The organism is Fictibacillus sp. 23RED33 (assembly GCF_015903925.1).
Classification (GTDB): Bacteria; Bacillota; Bacilli; order Bacillales; family Fictibacillaceae; genus Fictibacillus; species Fictibacillus phosphorivorans.
Map to the genome: position 1 here is coordinate 1,145,863 of NZ_JACZDX010000001.1, position 18,753 is coordinate 1,164,615.

Sequence of the window (18,753 nt, forward strand, 5' to 3'; positions counted from 1 at the left end):
AGGAGGTATTGTATGAAATCAGTTAGTTTACTTGGTGCAACAGGTTCGATCGGCATTCAGACCTTAGATGTGATCGCCTCTCATCCACAAAAGTTCAAATTAAGTTCGATGTCTGTAGGTAAGAATATTGAGGCTTCTGAAAAAATCATACAGCAATTCCAGCCTGAAATTTGTGCCGTTCAAAACGAAGAAGATGCAAAAGTACTTCGGTCTAGGGTGAATTCATCAACAAAAGTTGTTTCAGGGATGGATGGATTGATTGAAGCCGCGGTTTCTACTGATTCAACGGTTGTTGTGAACGCAGTAATCGGTAGTGTAGGCTTACTTCCTACATTAAAAGCAATCGAAGCAAAAAAAACGATCGCTTTAGCTAATAAAGAAACACTTGTGACTGCAGGTCACCTTGTTATGGAAAAAGCGAAAAAACACAACGTACCTATTCTTCCGGTCGATTCAGAACATTCAGCGATCTATCAGTGTTTAAACGGTGAAGACCCAAACCGTGTAGAGAAGTTGATATTGACTGCTTCTGGTGGAAGTTTTAGAGACCGAACTCGTGAAGAATTAAAAAACGTTACAGTGCAGGAAGCTTTAAATCATCCAAACTGGTCTATGGGTGCGAAAATAACGATTGATTCCGCAACAATGATGAATAAAGGGTTAGAAGTAATTGAAGCTCACTGGTTATTTTCCTTTGATTATTCGAAAATAGACGTCATTTTACATAAGGAAAGTATCATACACTCTATGGTAGAGTTTGTTGATACAAGCATTATCGCTCATTTGGGACAACCAGATATGAGAGTGCCGATACAGTACGCTCTTACATATCCCGATCGGCTTGAATTAATAAACGGGAAAAGGTTAAACTTATGGGAAGTTGGGAAGTTACATTTTCAAGAAATGGACTACGACCGGTTCAGGTGTTTAAAACTGGCATTTCAAGCAGGAAAAGCAGGAGGCTTGATGCCGACGGTTTTAAATGCTGCGAACGAAAAAGCGGTTGAGCTATTCTTGAATGGTCATATCTCGTTTCTTGAGATTGAAGAGATGATTGAACGTGCTATGCAAGAGTTGTCTAATGTCAGTACGCCAGACCTTGAGACAATACAAGAAACAGATAATAGGACTCGTCAATATGTGGAGTCACTACTTAGTAAAGGCAGGTAATGGGAATGAACACTGTGATAGCCATTATCATCATTTTAGGTGCTTTAATTTTCTTTCATGAACTCGGACATCTATTGCTAGCAAAACGTGCAGGCATCTTGTGTCGTGAGTTTGCAATTGGATTCGGCCCAAAAGTGTTTGCCTTCAAGAAAGGGGAGACGGTCTATACGATCCGTCTTTTACCACTTGGAGGGTTCGTGCGCATGGCTGGAGAAGATCCAGAAGGTATTGAACTTAAGGCAGGTCACAGAGTTGGTTTGATCTTCAACCAAGCAGAAGAAGTGGAGAAGATCGTTGTAAATCACCGTGATAAGTATCCGGTTCAAAAGACGATCACCATTGAAAAAGCTGATCTAGAACGCGAATTGTATTTGACAGGTTTTGAAAATGAAGACTCTGGATCTTCGACTTACAAAGTTAAAGAAGATGCATTATTTGTAGCAGATCACCAAGAGATGCAAATCGCACCTTATAATCGACAGTTTGGATCAAAGACGATCATGCAGAGAACACTTGCTATCTTTGCTGGTCCAGCTATGAACTTTCTACTTGCTTTTGTGATCTTGGTTGTATTCTCACTCATGCAAGGTATACCGACAAATGAATCAAGACTTGGTACCCTTCAAGAAGGAGCAGGCGCTGAGAAAGCCGGTTTAGTAAAAGGGGATAAAATTATTGCGGTTCAGGGCGAAAAGATGGACGACTGGAAAGAGTTAGTTTCCGTGATTCAAGAAAATCCTGGCGAAAAGTTAATGTTTACGATAAACCGTGATGGTGAAGAGAAAGTGGTTCCTGTTACGCTTGGCTCTCGCAAAGGTGCTGATGATAAGAACGAAGGATTTATTGGAGCACATCCATATACTGAATCCTCTTTTGTTGGTTCATTAGAATATGGAGCTAAACAAACATGGTTTATGACAACAGCTATATTTACGGGTCTCGGACAGCTTATTACTGGTCAGCATGGAATCGACCAACTTTCGGGGCCGCTCGGAATCTATGAATATACAGATCAAGCTGCTAAAGCTGGTGTTTATATGCTACTTCAGTGGGCAGCTATACTAAGTGTAAACTTAGGAATCTTTAACTTGTTGCCTTTACCGGCACTTGACGGAGGACGCCTTTTATTCTTAGGTGTTGAAGCATTGAGAGGAAAACCGATCGATCCACAAAAAGAAGGAATGGTTCATTTTATCGGATTTGCCTTTTTGATGCTATTGATGCTTGTTGTAACATGGAATGATATACAGAAAATTTTTCTTGGTTAATCAGGGATGATTTGAGGAGTAGAGATAATGAGACAAAGTCAATTGTTTATGCCAACATTAAGAGAAGTTCCTGCAGATGCAGACGTAAAAAGTCACCAGCTCTTATTAAGAGCTGGCTTTATACGTCAGAATGCTGCCGGCATTTACTCATTTCTACCTTTGGGGAAAAAGGTTCTTCATAAAGTAGAGAATATTGTACGAGAAGAAATGAATCGTGCTGGTTCACAAGAGATGATGATGCCCGCACTGCAGCTTGCTGAACTTTGGCAAGAAAGTGGCCGATGGTATAGCTATGGTCCTGAACTTATGAGACTAAAGGACCGACACGAGCGTGATTTTGCTCTTGGAGCTACACATGAAGAAGTGATTACAAGCATCGTTCGAGACGAAGTGAAATCATATAAGAAGCTTCCTCTTAACTTATATCAAATTCAAACGAAGTTCAGGGATGAAAAGCGTCCTCGTTTCGGACTGCTGCGCGGAAGAGAGTTCATTATGAAAGACGCATACTCTTTCCATGATAAACAAGAAAGTCTTGATGCTACGTATGAAGCGATGAAAGATGCCTACTCCGCTATCTTTAGTCGCTGCGGACTAAACTTCCGAGCGGTTTTAGCAGACTCAGGCGCAATCGGTGGTAAAGATAATCATGAGTTCATGGTCTTATCAGAAATCGGTGAAGATTTGATCGCGTATTCAACGGATTCAGATTTTGCAGCGAACATCGAGATGGCTCCTGTTGTAATACGTGAAGAGCGTTCATCTGAAACACTTATGGAGCTTGAGAAAGTAGAAACAAAACAAGCAAAAACAATTCAGGAAGTTTCAGAGCTATTAAAGGTTACACCATCAAAAGTTATGAAATCTTTGCTTTATATCGCTGACGAACAACCTGTTTTAGTGTTAGTCCGAGGAGATCATGAGGTTAATGAGATCAAGCTTAAGAATGTGCTTTCTGCTAAAGAAGTAGAATTAGCTTCAGCGGAAGAAACAAAAAAATGGTTGAACGCGGAACACGGATCTATCGGACCGGTCAACTTGTCAAAAGACGTTAAAATCATCGCAGATCAAACAGTCCCTTATATGGTTAACGCAGTTTGTGGCGCAAATGAAACAGGCTACCATTATACGAATGTTAATCCAAATAGAGATTTTGAGTTTAATGAAACAGCTGATCTTCGTTTTGTTGTGGAAGGTGATCTGTCACCTGATGGTAAAGGAACAATCGTTTTTGCAAAAGGAATTGAAGTCGGTCATGTGTTCAAACTTGGTAAAGTATACAGTGAGCCAATGAAAGCCTCTTACTTGGACGAAAATGGCAAGAATCAGATTATGTCAATGGGTTGTTACGGGATAGGTGTTTCTCGTACATTAGCTGCAGTAGCAGAAGAAAACAATGACGAAAAAGGATTAATCTGGCCGTTATCACTAACTCCGTTCGATGTTCATTTAATTGCTGTCAATAGTAAGAATGCCGAACAAGCAGCACTTTCAGATGAATTGTATATTCAGATCAAGAACGATGGTTTTGATTGCTTATATGATGACCGCCCTGAACGTGCTGGTGTGAAATTTACGGATAGCGACCTTATCGGATTGCCAATTCGTGTTATGGTTGGCAAGCGTGCTTCAGAAGGAATCGTTGAAGTGAAGATTCGTAAGAGCGGAGAATCTTTCGAAGTGCCAGTTTCTGAACTTAGCGATTTTATTAAAAAAGAGTGGAATAATCTTAAGAAATAATGCGAAGTTTGTGTTAATCTATAAAACTAATAGAGGAGGTGCCTCTCATTCAAGAGGTGCCTTTCTCTTTGTACTTTACGAATTAGGATCTAATCTTTATGATGATATTCGAGGCTGAAAGATTTATAGCTATAGTATAATAAATAAAGACACGTATAAAAAATACGTAGGTTAGTCATGTGAAAACATAATTAAACCCCTTTAAAAGGAGGTTCGTATGAGCGGAAATGATCAGCAGATCAGACAAGAAAGGCTATCGCTTCTTTTAGAACAACTAGGTATGCCCCTTGAAATGAAAGCCGGTTTTTCGGAAGGAACGATCGAAAAACTTACGATAGATAAAGCAAATAGAAGCTGGCATTTTATTATAGGCCTCCTGCGCCCATTAACGCCGGACAGCTATGCTTGGTTTAGTGCCAGCCTTCGCCAAACTTTTCAACATATTGCTACAGTGTCTTTTTCTATTCAAACGAAGGAGAGTTTTCAAGCAGAAGAGCTTCTTGGTTTTTGGCCGTTGTGCAAAGAAAAGTTAGTAGAGACAGCGGCACCGAGTCTAGGAAGCATGCTTTCTACACAAGATCCTATTGCCGAAGGAAATTTTTTGTGTCTGACCGTAAGAAATGATGCGGAAGAAGCATTGGTGCAGAGAAAGCTATCTCCTGTTATCAAAGAGATGTACAGTCAGTTTGGCTTCCATTCTGTAATGGTAAAAACAGAGATTAAACACTCTGAAGAAGATTTTCAAAAGTTTATCGAACAGAGAAAACAAGAAGATCAGAATAAAGTAATGGAAGCTTTAGTTGAAAAAGAAAAAGCTGCCAATCGATCTGAAGGTCCTGCAGCAAGAACAGATATTATGATCGGATATTCGATCAAGGATGATCCTGTTCCGATTCAAACGATTCAAGATGAAGAAAGACGCATAACGATTCAAGGTTACGTCTTTCATTCCGAAACGAGAGAGCTTAGAAGCGGACGTACGCTTTTAACGTTTAAAATTACCGATTACACGGATTCTCTACTCATTAAAATTTTCTCTCGAGACAAAGAAGATATCCCTATCCTACAAGGTATTCAAAAGGGAATGTGGTTAAAAGTTCGAGGCGGAATACAAAATGATACGTTTGTAAGAGATCTGGTCATGATCGCTAACGATATTAATGAGATCAAACCTGAATTCAGAAAAGATTTAGCGGAAGAAGACAACAAACGTGTTGAGCTTCACCTTCACACACCAATGAGTCAGATGGACGCGATATCCTCTGTCTCCTCTTTAGTGGGACAAGCGAAAAAATGGGGTCATCCAGCTATCGCGATAACTGATCATGCTGGTGTTCAGTCCTTTCCAGAAGCTTATAATGCAGGAAAGAAAAACGGAATCAAAATCCTGTATGGACTTGAAGCAAATCTTGTAGATGATGGTGTACCGATCGCATATAACGAGGCGCCGAGAAAATTAACGGATGAAACATACATTGTCTTTGACGTTGAGACGACAGGTTTATCAGCCGTTTATAATAAAATCATTGAACTCGCTGCTGTGAAGATACGTGGTGGAGAGATCATTGATCGTTTTGAAAGGTTCGCGAATCCTCATGAATCTCTATCTCAAACAACGATTGAATTAACTGGAATTACAGATGATATGGTCGAGAACGCACCTGAGATCGAAGAAGTGCTTCGTGATTTTCATGCGTTTATGGGTGATGATATCCTAGTAGCTCATAACGCGAGCTTTGACATGGGGTTCTTGAACGAAGGTTTACGAAAGATAGGAATAGGCGAAGCGAAGAATCCTGTTATTGATACACTTGAATTGGCAAGATTTCTGCTGCCGCAATTAAAGAATCATAGATTGAACACGCTTTGTAAAAGGTTCGATATCGAACTTACTCAGCATCACCGAGCCATCTATGATGCAGAAGCAACCGGTTATCTGCTATGGAAACTGTTAAAAGAGACGTTTGAAAAAGAAATCTTCTATCACGACCGTTTGAACGATAACATGGGGCAAGGTGGATTTCAGCGATCAAGACCGTTTCATTGTACGCTCTTAGCTGCAACCCAAGAAGGTCTAAAGAATTTATACAAGCTCGTTTCTGAGTCACATCTATCTTATTTTTATCGAACACCACGTATCCCTAGATCACGATTAAGTAAACTTCGAGAAGGTATACTCGTCGGTTCAGCTTGTGATAAAGGTGAAGTGTTTGAAGGTATGATGCAAAAACCGATCGAAGAAGTTGAAAAGATCGCGGAGTTTTATGATTACTTAGAAGTTCAGCCGCCAAGTAACTATTATCATCTTATCGAAAGAGAATTAGTCGCAGATGAGATGAACTTAAGAGAGATCCTTTCTAATATCGTTCAGCTTGGAGAGAAATTGAACAAACCGGTTGTCGCAACAGGAAACGTTCATTATTTAAACCCTGAAGATGCGATCTATCGAAAGATCTTGATCTCTTCTCAAGGTGGAGCGAACCCTCTAAACAGACAAACTCTTCCAGATGTTCATTTTAGAACAACGGATGAGATGTTAGACTTGTTCTCTTTCTTAGGTGAGGAAAAAGCACAAAAAGTAGTTTGTGAAAATACGAGACAGGTCGCTGACATGATACAGGAGATCAAACCGATCCCTGATGATCTATATACTCCGAAGATTGAGGGCGCAGATGACGAAGTACGCTCGATGAGTTATAACAGAGCTAAAAGCATCTATGGAGAGAACCTTCCTGAGTTAGTTGAAAAGAGACTGGAAAAAGAATTAAAGAGTATTATCGGACACGGATTTGCGGTTATTTACTTGATCTCACATAAACTTGTGAAGAAATCCTTGATCGATGGATATCTTGTAGGATCGCGTGGATCGGTCGGTTCGTCGTTTGTTGCGACAATGACTGAGATTACTGAAGTGAACCCACTGCCTCCACATTATGTTTGTCCGAAATGTAAAGAATCCCATTTCTTTAATGATGGTTCCGTAGGATCCGGTTATGACCTTCCAGATAAAGAATGTCCAACATGCGAAGTGCTTTATATAAAAGATGGACAAGATATACCGTTTGAAACGTTCCTTGGATTTAAAGGAGATAAGGTACCGGATATCGACTTGAACTTCTCTGGTGAATATCAGCCTAGAGCGCATAATTACACGAAAGAATTGTTTGGTGAAGATTATGTGTATCGTGCAGGTACGATTGGTACGGTAGCTGAAAAAACGGCTTACGGTTATGTAAAAGGATACGCAGGAGACAATAACTTAACGATTCGATCTGCAGAAGTGGATCGCCTCGTATCTGGATGTACAGGAGTAAAGAGAACTACAGGTCAGCATCCGGGTGGAATCATTGTTGTTCCAGATTATATGGATATTTATGATTTTTGCCCTGTTCAGTTCCCAGCTGACGATAGTGGTTCAGAATGGAAGACGACTCATTTTGATTTTCACTCGATTCACGATAACTTATTGAAACTTGATATACTAGGGCACGATGATCCAACTGTTATCCGGATGCTTCAAGATTTAAGCGGTATTGATCCGAAGACCATTCCTGCATCAGATCCAGAAGTAATGAAAATCTTCTCAGGCCCAGAAGTATTAGGTGTATCAGAAGAACAGATCATGTGTAAAACGGGCACTCTAGGAATTCCAGAGTTCGGAACAAAGTTCGTAAGACAGATGCTTGAAGAAACAAAACCAAGTACTTTTTCTGAACTTGTACAGATTTCAGGACTCTCTCATGGTACAGACGTATGGCTGAACAATGCCAACGAACTGATCGCAAACGGTACCTGTGTGCTAAAAGATGTTATTGGATGTCGCGATGATATAATGGTCTATCTGATCTATAAAGGCCTTGAGCCATCACTAGCATTTAAGATCATGGAAAGTGTACGTAAAGGAAAAGGTCTGCCGGATGAGTGGATCGAAGAGATGAAGAAGAACGATGTACCTGATTGGTATATTGGTTCATGCTTGAAGATCAAGTACATGTTCCCTAAAGCCCATGCTGCAGCATACGTGTTGATGGCCGTTCGTATCGCATATTTTAAAGTTCGCTACCCAATTTGGTTCTATGCGGCATATTTCACCGTAAGAGCGGATGATTTTGATGTGGAGTCTATGATCAGAGGATCCAAAGCGTTAAAGACAAAAATTGAAGAGATCTCAGCTAAAGGTCTTGATGCTTCTACAAAAGAGAAGAACTTGCAAACGGTTCTAGAACTCGCACTTGAGATGTGTGAAAGAGGGCTATCATTCCAAAAGATCGATCTGTATCGATCGAGCGCAACAGACTTCCTAGTAGAAGGGGATACATTAATACCACCTTTCAATTCAATCGCAGGCTTAGGTACAAATGCAGCATTAAACATTGTAAAAGCAAGAGAACAAGGTGAATTTCTTTCTAAGGAAGATCTTCAGCAGCGTGCGAAGTTATCTAAGACCATTATTGAGTACTTAGATGACCAAGGATGTTTAGAAGGAATGCCTGATGCAAACCAGCTTTCGCTCTTTTAACAAGGGCTTTCTGAAGGCTAGATAAGTTGCAGTATTTTATTGGTTATGGTATAGTATTTTTGGAAATACTGTTGAATGAATAACTGTCGGCGAAAGAGTGGGGCTCCCCACTCTTTCGTTACGTTTTGAGGTCATTCAGTAAGAAGGAGGGCAGCAATGAGTCAGAAGATTACAGAGCTCACAACAGAGCTTGTAACCCCAATCGTTGAAAAACTAGGACTTGAACTTGTTGACGTTGAATTTGTTAAAGAGGGTAAAAACTGGTTTCTCCGTGTATATATCGATTCCACGGATGGGATTGATATTGAGGAATGCGGGACTGTCAGTGAACAATTAAGTGAAAAATTAGATGAACTTGATCCGATCGAACAGCCCTACTTTTTAGAAGTATCTTCTCCAGGTGTTGAAAGACCGCTTAAGAAACCTGAAGATGTAAAAAATGCTATCGGCAAAAATGTAAACATTAAACTTTATGAGCCATTAAACGGCGAAAAAGTATATGAAGGACTTTTAAAAGACTTTGACGGTGAAACGCTGTTCATGGAGATTAGAGTGAAAACGCAAGTGAAAAAGGTAGAGTTACCTTATGCTAAAGTGGCCAACGCCCGTCTTGCGGTTGTTTTTTAATGAAGAGGGGAGAAGAAAGAAAAATGAGTACCGAGCTTTTGGATGCACTTACATTGTTAGAAAAGGAAAAAGGGATTAGTAAAGAAGTAATTATTGAAGCGATTGAAGCAGCCCTTATTTCTGCGTACAAGCGCAATTTTCATCAAGCGCAAAATGTTCGTGTTGATTTTAACAGAGACACAGGAAGTATCCGTGTTTTTTCAAGAAAAAATGTGGTTGAAGAAGTTGAGGACGATCGTCAAGAGATCTCAGTGGCAGAAGCTCAAGCGATCAACCCTGGCTATGAATTAGAAGATATCGTAGAAGAAGAAGTTACACCAAAAGATTTTGGTCGTATTGCTGCTCAAACAGCTAAACAAGTAGTTACACAGCGCGTACGTGAAGCAGAGCGCGGGATCATCTTCTCAGAATTTATTGATCGTGAAGAAGATATCATCACGGGAATCGTTCAACGACAAGACCACCGTTATATGTATGTAAGCCTAGGCAGAGTGGAGGCTCTTCTTCCTGCTGCTGAACAGATGCCTGGGGAATCTCATACCACGAACGACCGCATCAAAGTGTACATTACTAAAGTTGAAAAGACGACAAAAGGTCCTCAAATACTAGTATCAAGAACTCACCCAGGTCTTTTAAAACGCTTATTCGAGCTTGAAGTGCCAGAGATCTATGATGGTACGGTTGAGATTAAATCGATCGCTCGTGAAGCGGGTGACCGTTCAAAGATTGCCGTTCATGCTGCTGATCCAGAAGTGGATCCGGTTGGTTCTTGTGTTGGACAAAAAGGTGCACGCGTTCAAACAATCGTAAACGAATTGAACGGTGAAAAGATCGATATCGTTCGATGGAGTGAAGATCCGGTCGTATATGTAGCTAATTCACTTAGCCCAGCTAAAGTTCTAGAAGTACAAGTGAATGAAGAGGAAAAGATGACAACGGTTATCGTTCCAGACTATCAACTTTCGTTAGCGATCGGTAAACGTGGCCAAAATGCGCGTCTAGCTGCAAAGTTAACAGGTTGGAAGATTGATATTAAAAGTGAAACAGAAGCAATAGAATCAGGTGTGTACGATCCATCAAACGCTCGCAGTGATTTTTTTGAAGATACTGATGAGGATGAAGAGTAAGAAAAGACGAGGTGGAGACAATGAAAACACGTAAAATTCCGATGAGAAAATGCGTAGCCTGTCAAGAGATGAAGGCTAAAAAAGAATTAACACGTATTGTCCGCTCACCAGAAGGAGAAGTCTCTGTCGACACGACGGGGAAAAAATCCGGAAGAGGAGCCTACCTTTGTCATGAACCAGCTTGTATCGAACAAGCAAGAAAGAAAAAGGTTCTTGAGTCACATCTCAAAACAAAGATTCCAGCTGATCTATTTGAACAGCTAGAAAAAGGAAGTCATACATCTTGAAACCAACTCCTTGGGCAAACTTTCTTGGAATAGCAGCTCGAGCCGGTAAAGTCATTTCCGGCGAAGAACTAGTTGTGAAAAGCATCCAAAAGCAAAACGCTAAAATTGTTCTGCTATCAAAAGATGCTTCTGATAATACAAAGAAAAAAGTTACCGATAAGTGCCTTTACTATAAAATAGATCTTGCTTGGATAGAAGATCGCAATATTTTAGGCAGGGCTATCGGTAAGGAGCAACGAGTTGTAGTTGCTGTAAATGATCAAGGATTTTCTAAGAAATTAAAGGAACTTCTTGATCACTAACTCGGGGGTGAACATATGAGTAAAATCCGCGTATATGAATATGCGAAACAGAAAAATGTTCAAAGTAAAGACATTATTGAAAAGCTTAAAACGATGGATGTCCACGTTGCGAATCATATGTCTATGATTGATCAGGCAGCTCTTAAAAAATTGGATGAAGCATATCGTCCAAAGTCTAACAAAGATCAACCAAAATCAACAAATCAAAATCAACTCCCTAAATCAGATGTGAAAAATAGCAACCCTGGTAATGACAACAAATCTAATAAAAAGGAAGTTCAAAAAGAGAGTAATATGAAAATAAAAAAAGAGAACAATAACTCGTCACAAGCTAAAGGACCAAAGTCCACTAATACTAACAGCCAAAACAATCAAAACAAAACTAGCAACAGCAATCAGAACAAAAGCACTAACAGCAACCAAAACAAGAGCAATAACAGCAATTCAAACAACAAGAATAACAACAACAGAAACCAAAACAACAATAGAAACAACAACAAGAACAACAACAATCGCAACAAGCAAAACAGAGGCGGCGGAAACCAGCAACAACAAGCTCCTCAAAAGAAAGTACTAGAAACGCCAAGTAAGATTACGTTTACTGATTCACTACAAGTTGGTGAACTTGCTAAAAAGTTGAACAAAGATACTTCTGAGATTATTAAAAAGTTAATGGGTCTTGGAATCATGGCAACGATCAATCAAGAGCTTGATAAAGAAGCGATTGAATTGATCGCAGCTGACTACGATGTAGAAGTAGAAGAAGAAATCATCGTTGATGAGACTGAATTCGAAAACTACGAAATCGTAGATGAAGAAAAAGATCTTCAAGTTCGTCCGCCAGTCGTTACGATCATGGGTCACGTTGACCACGGTAAAACAACGCTTCTTGATGCGATCCGTAACACGAAGGTGACTGCAGGCGAAGCGGGTGGTATCACACAGCATATCGGTGCATATCAAATTACGAACAACGGAAAACAAATTACGTTCCTAGATACTCCTGGACATGCTGCGTTTACAACGATGCGTGCTCGTGGAGCTCAAGTAACGGATATCACGATTCTTGTTGTAGCTGCTGATGACGGTGTTATGCCTCAAACAGTAGAAGCGATCAACCACGCAAAAGCAGCAGAAGTTCCAATCATCGTTGCTGTAAACAAAATGGATAAAGAATCTGCTAACCCAGATCGTGTTATGCAAGAACTAACTGAGCACGGACTTGTTTCTGAAGCTTGGGGTGGAGATACGATCTTCGTAAACGTTTCTGCGATTAAAGGTGACGGAATTGACGATCTGCTTGAAATGATCAACATTGTTTCTGAAGTTGAAGAATTAAAAGCAAATCCAAACCGTACAGCAATTGGAACTGTGATTGAAGCACAGCTTGATAAGGGCCGTGGTTCTGTTGCAACTCTTCTTGTTCAATCAGGTACGTTAAACGTTGGAGATCCAATCGTTGTTGGACACACATTTGGTCGTGTCCGTGCGATGGTGAACGATCTTGGACGTAGAGTTAAAACGGTAGGACCTTCAACACCTGTTGAAATTACTGGATTGAATGATGTTCCACAAGCCGGAGATCAGTTCATGGTCTTCGCTGATGAGAAAAAAGCTCGTCAAGTTGGTGAATCTCGCTTCAAAAAACAGCAGGATGCACAGCGTAAAGAGTCTTCTAAACTAAACCTTGATGACCTCTTTAATCAAATTAAAGAAGGTGACATCAAAGAAATTAATGTTATCATCAAAGGTGATGTTCAAGGTTCTGTTGAGGCACTTGCAGGTTCATTACAAAAAATCGATGTTGAAGGCGTAAAAGTTAAAATCATCCACTCTGGTGTTGGAGCGATCAACGAGTATGACATCATGCTTGCTTCTGCTTCAAACGCAATCGTGATTGGTTTCAACGTTCGTCCTGATAATGGTGCGAAACGTACGGCTGACGCTGAAAAAGTCGATGTTCGTCTGCATAGAATTATCTACAACGTAATCGAAGAGATCGAATCAGCGATGAAAGGGATGCTTGATCCGGAATTCGAAGAAAAAGTTATCGGGCAAGTTGAAGTTCGTACGACTTTCAAAGTTTCTAAAGTGGGTACGATCGCTGGATGTTACGTTACGGAAGGTAAGATTACAAGAGATTCCACAGTTCGCTTGATTCGTGACGGCGTAGTATCTTACGAAGGTAAGATCGATGCACTTAAACGTTTTAAAGACGATGCTAAAGAAGTATCTGCTGGATACGAATGTGGAATCACGTTAGAAAAGTTCAATGATATTAAAGAGGGCGACATCATTGAAGCTTATATCATGGAAGAAATTAAAGTAAAATGATCGGGTTCTTAACGGTTGAGTTTTTCATCTATGAAGCACAGTCGTTAAAAGATAAACGTTCAGTTGTTCAAAAAGCGGTAAACAGGCTGCGTCAACGATTAAACGTGGCTGTATCCGAAACAGATCATCAAGATTTGTGGCAGCGCGCCGAGATAAGTATGGTTACCGTTTCTTCGGACAAAATAATAGCAGAAAAAGAATTGCAAAGAGCACTTGCGATTATTACATCTATTACTGAGTTGGAAGTTACACGTTCAAACATCGAGTGGCTGTAACGCAAGTGGCAAGAAACGGGGTGTAGTAAAAATGGGCACAATCCGTTCCAATCGTATTGGGGAACAGATGAAAAAAGAGCTTAGTGACATTATAGGCCGAAAAATCAAAGACCCCCGCGTAGGTTTTGTGACCGTTACGGCGGTAGATGTAACAGGTGATTTACAGCAGGCTACTGTTTATGTTTCTGTGTTTGGTGATGCCGATCAAAAGGAACAAACATTACGAAGCTTAGCGAAAGCAACAGGTTTTATTCGTACAGAAATCGGAAAACGCATCCGCATGCGTAAAACACCAGACATCTTTTTTAAATTTGATGAATCTCTAAATTATGGAAGCAAGATCGAAAGTCTTTTGTCTGATATCAAACGTGAGGATGAAGAAGACGAAGAAAATGAAGAGCATCCGAAGCCATAATAGCAAATGGATAGGCAATTAATTTTGTCTATCCATTTTTTGCTTATTAAAAAGAGATAATGTGATCAAAGGAGAAGCTTTTATGAGTGCAAGACAAGGAATTTTGGCATTGAAAAAACCTGCTGGTATGACATCACATGATTGCGTGGCAAAGATACGAAGAATCTTTTCAACGAAAAAAGTGGGTCACACAGGTACATTAGATCCTGAGGTGACAGGAGTTCTTCCTATATGTATAGGGAGAGCGACGAAGGTCGCAGAGTACATGTCAGACTATGGCAAGGAATATATAGGTGAAGTCACTTTAGGATACTCTACAGAAACAGAAGATGCTCACGGTGAAAAAGTACTAGAGAAACAAGTAGAAAAAGATATCTCATTTTCTGATATAAAAGACATTTTAAAGGCTTTACAAGGAGAGATTGAACAGGTTCCTCCGATGTATTCAGCGGTTAAAGTAAACGGAAAGAAACTTTATGAATATGCGAGACAAGGACTCACTGTTGAACGCCCGAAACGAAATGTGACCATCCATGAACTCGAATTAATTGACGATGGTGACGTTTTAAGTAAAGATCAACCTGTATTTTCATTTAGAGTACGATGTTCTAAAGGTACATACGTGAGGACGCTTGCTGTTGAGATCGGTGAGAGACTGGGATACCCTGCACACATGTCATCTTTGATCAGAACAGCATCTGGACCTTTTTCTATTGAAGACTGCGTAACATTTGAGCAGCTTGAAAGCGGAGAGACGCCATTAGAAGATTACTTGTTTCCACTTGAAAAAGGAATTTCTCACTTTCCTAAATGGACAGTTTCAGAAGAGCTGTTGTTCAAGATAAAAAATGGTTCTGTGCTTGAAGCACCAAAAGATTTGGTACAAAGCCCGTTTGGTGTTTATAATGAAGAAGGAAAATGTCTAGCCATATATGAGCTTCATCCTTCAAAACCAGGTTTAATAAAACCGGTTAAAGTGTTAGCCATTGATTAATGAAAGAAGTTAGTAGGTGAGTTTTTTGGAAACGATTGTTATAAGTCATCCGCATCATTTTCAACAAGATGACCTTCCACCAACTTTTTTGGCTCTAGGTTATTTTGACGGAATTCATGTAGGACACCAACGTGTGATCAACACCGCAGTAGAACTTGCTAAGAAGAACAACGCTGTTCCTGCTGTTATGAGCTTTCACCCGCACCCGTCTGTCGTGTTAGGCAAGAGTGATCATAATTGGACATACATCACACCTCTTGAAGAAAAAAAGAAGATTCTAGAGGAGATGGGTGTAGAAAGATTTTATCTTGTGAAATTTGATCATGTTTTTGCGGGTCTAGATACGCAGGAGTTTGTTGATCAGTATGTGATTGGTTTGAATGTGGTCCATGTTGTTACCGGTTTTGATTTTTCATATGGAAAGTATGGAAAAGGTAATGTTGAAACTTTAGTGAAAGAATCTAACGGTCAATTTGGGCAGACTGTTATTGAAAAGATCGAAAAAGATGGTCAAAAAATAAGCTCCACATTGATTCGAAACCATCTTAAAGAAGGTCTAGTCGATGAGCTTCAGCCTTACCTTGGTAGAAGGTATACACTCACCGGCACAGTGATACATGGCGATAAACGTGGTCGGACGATAGGATTTCCAACAGCGAACTTAGACACCGATCAATATTCATTGCCAAAAGTAGGAGTTTACGCAGTAGAAGTTATCATCGATAATAAGAGTTATTTCGCGATGGCGAACGTAGGGTACAAACCTACATTTAAAGATGATCAAAAAAAACCATCTCTCGAAGTTCATATCTTCGATTTCAACAAAGAGATATATGGGGAAGATGTTCGAATCACTTGGTTGAAGAGAATTCGTGATGAGAAGAAATTTAGCGGAATAGACGAACTTATTGCCCAGCTTCATGCTGATAAAAGCAGAACATTTGAAATCATACAGTCCCTGTAATAAAAAACTTGCATTTATTCTATAAAAAGTCTATGATAATAACTGTACATTTTAATGTGCATATAACCATTGCTTGGCAAATCGAGTCACCGACGTTTGCTCGGTAATTGGTGTTTCTATTATTAAGGAGGTGAAAAGGATGGCTATTACTCAAGAGCGTAAGAACGAACTAATCAGCGAGTATAAGGTACATGATACGGACACTGGATCTCCAGAAGTTCAAATCGCTATCCTTACTGAACAAATCAATGAGTTGAATGATCACTTGCGTACACACAAGAAAGATCACCACTCACGTCGTGGTCTATTGAAAATGGTTGGTAAGCGCCGTAACTTGTTAACGTACCTACGTAACAAGGACATCACGCGTTACCGCGAATTGATCGGAAGACTTGGATTACGTCGTTAATCCAGCAAAGCGGGATATATTTCCCGCTTTTTTTATTGCAAGCATTCATCCATAAACGGCACTAAACATGTTATTCTTGGTATGTATGAGTAAATTCTTTCGAGTTTTTCTTTTTAGGAAGGACTACGTTAGGATATAATAGAACCATAATATGATAGGATTTTTCTAAGTGTTGAGAGGAGTACCAAGTAAAATGGATCAACAAAAAAGAACTTTTACAATGGACTGGGCGGGTAGAACGCTTACGTTCGAAATTGGAGAATTAGCAAAACAAGCGAACGGTGCTGTAATGGTCAGATATGGCGATACTGCAGTACTTTCAACAGCTGTTGCATCAAAACAGCCTAAAAATCTTAGCTTCTTTCCGCTGACAGTAAACTACGAAGAGCGTTTATATGCAGTAGGTAAAATCCCAGGTGGATTTATTAAACGTGAAGGACGACCAAGCGAAAAAGCGGTATTAGCGAGTCGTTTGATCGACCGCCCTATCCGTCCTTTATTCGCAGATGGGTTCCGTAACGAAGTACAAGTTGTCAGCACAGTAATGAGTGTGGATCAAAACTGTTCTTCAGAAATGGCTGCAATGATTGGGTCATCACTTGCGTTGTCTATTTCTGATATTCCTTTTGAAGGACCGATCGCTGGAGTAACAGTTGGTCGAATCGAAGGCAAATTTGTGATTAATCCAACGGTTGAACAAAATGAAAAGAGTGATATTCAACTGATTGTGGCAGGTACTAAACATGCCATCAACATGGTTGAGGCTGGTGCAGAAGAAGTTTCTGAAGAAGTTATGCTTGAAGCGATCATGTTCGGTCACGAAGAGATCAAACGCTTAATCGCTTTCCAAGAGGAGATTGTTTCTGAAATCGGTAAAGAAAAGATGGAGATCGTTCTTCATGAGCTAGATAAAGATGTGGAACAAGAAGTTCGTGAATTTGTTGGAAACGATGTGAAAGAAGCAGTTAAAGTTGTTGAAAAGCATGCTCGTCAAGAAGCTTTAGACGCTGTAAGTGCAAACGTCGCTTCTCGTTACGAAGAAGATGAAGATAAAGCCAGCGAAGCTAAAGAGGTTTTACATAAACTCATCAAAGAAGAAGTGAGACGCTTGATCCTTAAGGAGAAAGTACGTCCGGATGGAAGGAAGACAGATGAAATCCGTCAACTTTCTTCAAAAGTCGGCATCTTAGCAAGAACGCATGGTTCGGGTCTATTTACACGTGGACAAACTCAAGCCCTCAGCATCTGTACGTTAGGAGCTCTTGGCGACGTTCAAGTTCTAGATGGTCTAGGTGTAGAAGAATCAAAACGATTCATGCACCAATATAACTTCCCTCCATTCAGTGTGGGTGAGACAGGATTTATGCGCGGACCAGGTAGACGTGAGATCGGACATGGTGCACTAGGTGAGCGTGCTTTAGAGCAAGTGATTCCGAACGAAGAAGAGTTCCCATACACGATCCGTCTAGTTTCAGAAGTATTAGAGTCAAATGGTTCTACATCGCAAGCAAGTATTTGTGCAAGTACGCTTGCATTGATGGATGCTGGTGTTCCGATCAAAGCTCCAGTTGCTGGTATCGCTATGGGTCTGATCTCAGACGGTGAAGATGTAACGGTTCTAACAGATATTCAAGGTATGGAAGATCATCTTGGAGATATGGACTTTAAAGTGGCAGGAACTCCGAACGGTATCACTGCTCTTCAAATGGATATTAAAATTTCAGGTATCAACCGTGAAATTCTTCAAGAAGCTTTAACTCAAGCAAAAGAAGGACGTATGATCATTCTGAAGTCTATGCTCGCTACACTATCAGAATCTCGTACACAACTTTCTCAATATGCACCTAAGATCTTAACGATGAAGATCAACCCAGATAAGATCCGTGATGTAATCGGGCCAAGCGGGAAAATCATCAATAAGATCATCGAAGAAACGGGTGTTAAGATTGATATCGAGCAAGATGGTACAGTCTTCATCGCTTCAACTGACGAATCTATGAACAAAAAAGCGAAGAAGATCATTGAAGATATTGTTCGTGAAGTTCAAGTTGGAGAATACTACATGGGTAAAGTTAAACGTATTGAAAAGTTTGGTGCGTTTGTAGAACTATTCAGCGGCAAAGATGGACTCGTTCATATCTCTGAACTTGCTGAAGAACGTGTAGGAAAAGTTGAAGATGTTGTGAAGCTCGGTGACGAGATCATGGTTAAAGTTATGGAGATCGATAATCAAGGTCGCGTAAACTTATCTCGCAAAGTTGTGTTGAAAGAAGAAAAAGCAAAGAACGAACAGCAGCAAAACGTATAATATAGGAAGTGAAA

At 40.1% G+C, this 18,753-nt stretch carries 15 protein-coding genes; all 15 read left to right on the forward strand.

Annotated features, from left to right (window positions below; translation table 11 throughout):
• Window positions 1–12: 12 nt before the first annotated feature.
• The 15 genes from dxr (at window position 13) to pnp (ending at window position 18,739) form a co-directional block, all read left to right on the forward strand.
• On the forward strand, window positions 13–1,170 hold the full coding sequence (dxr, locus tag IHV09_RS06045) for a 1-deoxy-D-xylulose-5-phosphate reductoisomerase (protein ID WP_197263854.1): 1,158 nt from the start codon (window positions 13–15) through the stop codon (window positions 1,168–1,170).
• Between the two features lie 5 nt (window positions 1,171–1,175).
• Complete coding sequence (rseP, locus tag IHV09_RS06050; protein WP_197127747.1) at window positions 1,176–2,438, forward strand: RIP metalloprotease RseP; 1,263 nt, start codon at window positions 1,176–1,178, stop codon at window positions 2,436–2,438.
• A gap of 27 nt (window positions 2,439–2,465) precedes the next feature.
• Complete coding sequence (locus IHV09_RS06055; RefSeq protein WP_197191137.1) at window positions 2,466–4,178, forward strand: proline--tRNA ligase; 1,713 nt, start codon at window positions 2,466–2,468, stop codon at window positions 4,176–4,178.
• A 217-nt stretch (window positions 4,179–4,395) separates the two neighbouring features.
• Window positions 4,396–8,697, forward strand: a complete 4,302-nt coding sequence (locus IHV09_RS06060) for a PolC-type DNA polymerase III (RefSeq protein WP_197263855.1) — start codon at window positions 4,396–4,398, stop codon at window positions 8,695–8,697.
• A 156-nt stretch (window positions 8,698–8,853) separates the two neighbouring features.
• Window positions 8,854–9,324, forward strand: coding sequence for a ribosome maturation factor RimP (gene rimP / locus IHV09_RS06065; protein WP_197127750.1), 471 nt, complete (start codon window positions 8,854–8,856; stop codon window positions 9,322–9,324).
• Window positions 9,325–9,347: 23 nt separating this feature from the next.
• Entirely contained in the window at window positions 9,348–10,451 is a 1,104-nt protein-coding gene (gene nusA, locus IHV09_RS06070; RefSeq protein ID WP_066393741.1) for a transcription termination factor NusA, read from the forward strand.
• 20 nt (window positions 10,452–10,471) lie between these two features.
• Window positions 10,472–10,738: an RNase P modulator RnpM gene (rnpM, locus tag IHV09_RS06075; protein ID WP_197263856.1), complete on the forward strand. Its 267-nt coding sequence runs from the start codon at window positions 10,472–10,474 to the stop codon at window positions 10,736–10,738.
• Window positions 10,735–11,040 carry a YlxQ family RNA-binding protein gene (locus tag IHV09_RS06080; protein ID WP_197127752.1) on the forward strand — a complete coding sequence of 102 codons (306 nt, stop codon included), beginning with the start codon at window positions 10,735–10,737 and terminating at the stop codon, window positions 11,038–11,040. Before rnpM ends, IHV09_RS06080 begins: the two co-directional genes overlap by 4 nt.
• 15 nt (window positions 11,041–11,055) lie before the next feature.
• On the forward strand, window positions 11,056–13,374 hold the full coding sequence (gene infB, locus IHV09_RS06085) for a translation initiation factor IF-2 (protein WP_197263857.1): 2,319 nt from the start codon (window positions 11,056–11,058) through the stop codon (window positions 13,372–13,374).
• Complete coding sequence (locus IHV09_RS06090) at window positions 13,371–13,649, forward strand: DUF503 domain-containing protein (RefSeq protein WP_144700710.1); 279 nt, start codon at window positions 13,371–13,373, stop codon at window positions 13,647–13,649. The genes infB and IHV09_RS06090 overlap by 4 nt, the downstream gene beginning before the upstream one ends.
• 31 nt (window positions 13,650–13,680) lie before the next feature.
• Window positions 13,681–14,064, forward strand: a complete 384-nt coding sequence (rbfA, locus tag IHV09_RS06095) for a 30S ribosome-binding factor RbfA (protein WP_066393771.1) — start codon at window positions 13,681–13,683, stop codon at window positions 14,062–14,064.
• A gap of 82 nt (window positions 14,065–14,146) precedes the next feature.
• Window positions 14,147–15,058, forward strand: a complete 912-nt coding sequence (truB, locus tag IHV09_RS06100) for a tRNA pseudouridine(55) synthase TruB (RefSeq protein WP_197263858.1) — start codon at window positions 14,147–14,149, stop codon at window positions 15,056–15,058.
• A gap of 25 nt (window positions 15,059–15,083) precedes the next feature.
• Window positions 15,084–16,022: a riboflavin biosynthesis protein RibF gene (ribF, locus tag IHV09_RS06105; protein ID WP_197127756.1), complete on the forward strand. Its 939-nt coding sequence runs from the start codon at window positions 15,084–15,086 to the stop codon at window positions 16,020–16,022.
• A gap of 139 nt (window positions 16,023–16,161) precedes the next feature.
• Complete coding sequence (gene rpsO / locus IHV09_RS06110; RefSeq protein WP_066240919.1) at window positions 16,162–16,431, forward strand: 30S ribosomal protein S15; 270 nt, start codon at window positions 16,162–16,164, stop codon at window positions 16,429–16,431.
• A 193-nt stretch (window positions 16,432–16,624) separates the two neighbouring features.
• Entirely contained in the window at window positions 16,625–18,739 is a 2,115-nt protein-coding gene (pnp, locus tag IHV09_RS06115; protein WP_197127757.1) for a polyribonucleotide nucleotidyltransferase, read from the forward strand.
• The last annotated feature ends 14 nt before the right edge of the window (window positions 18,740–18,753 follow it).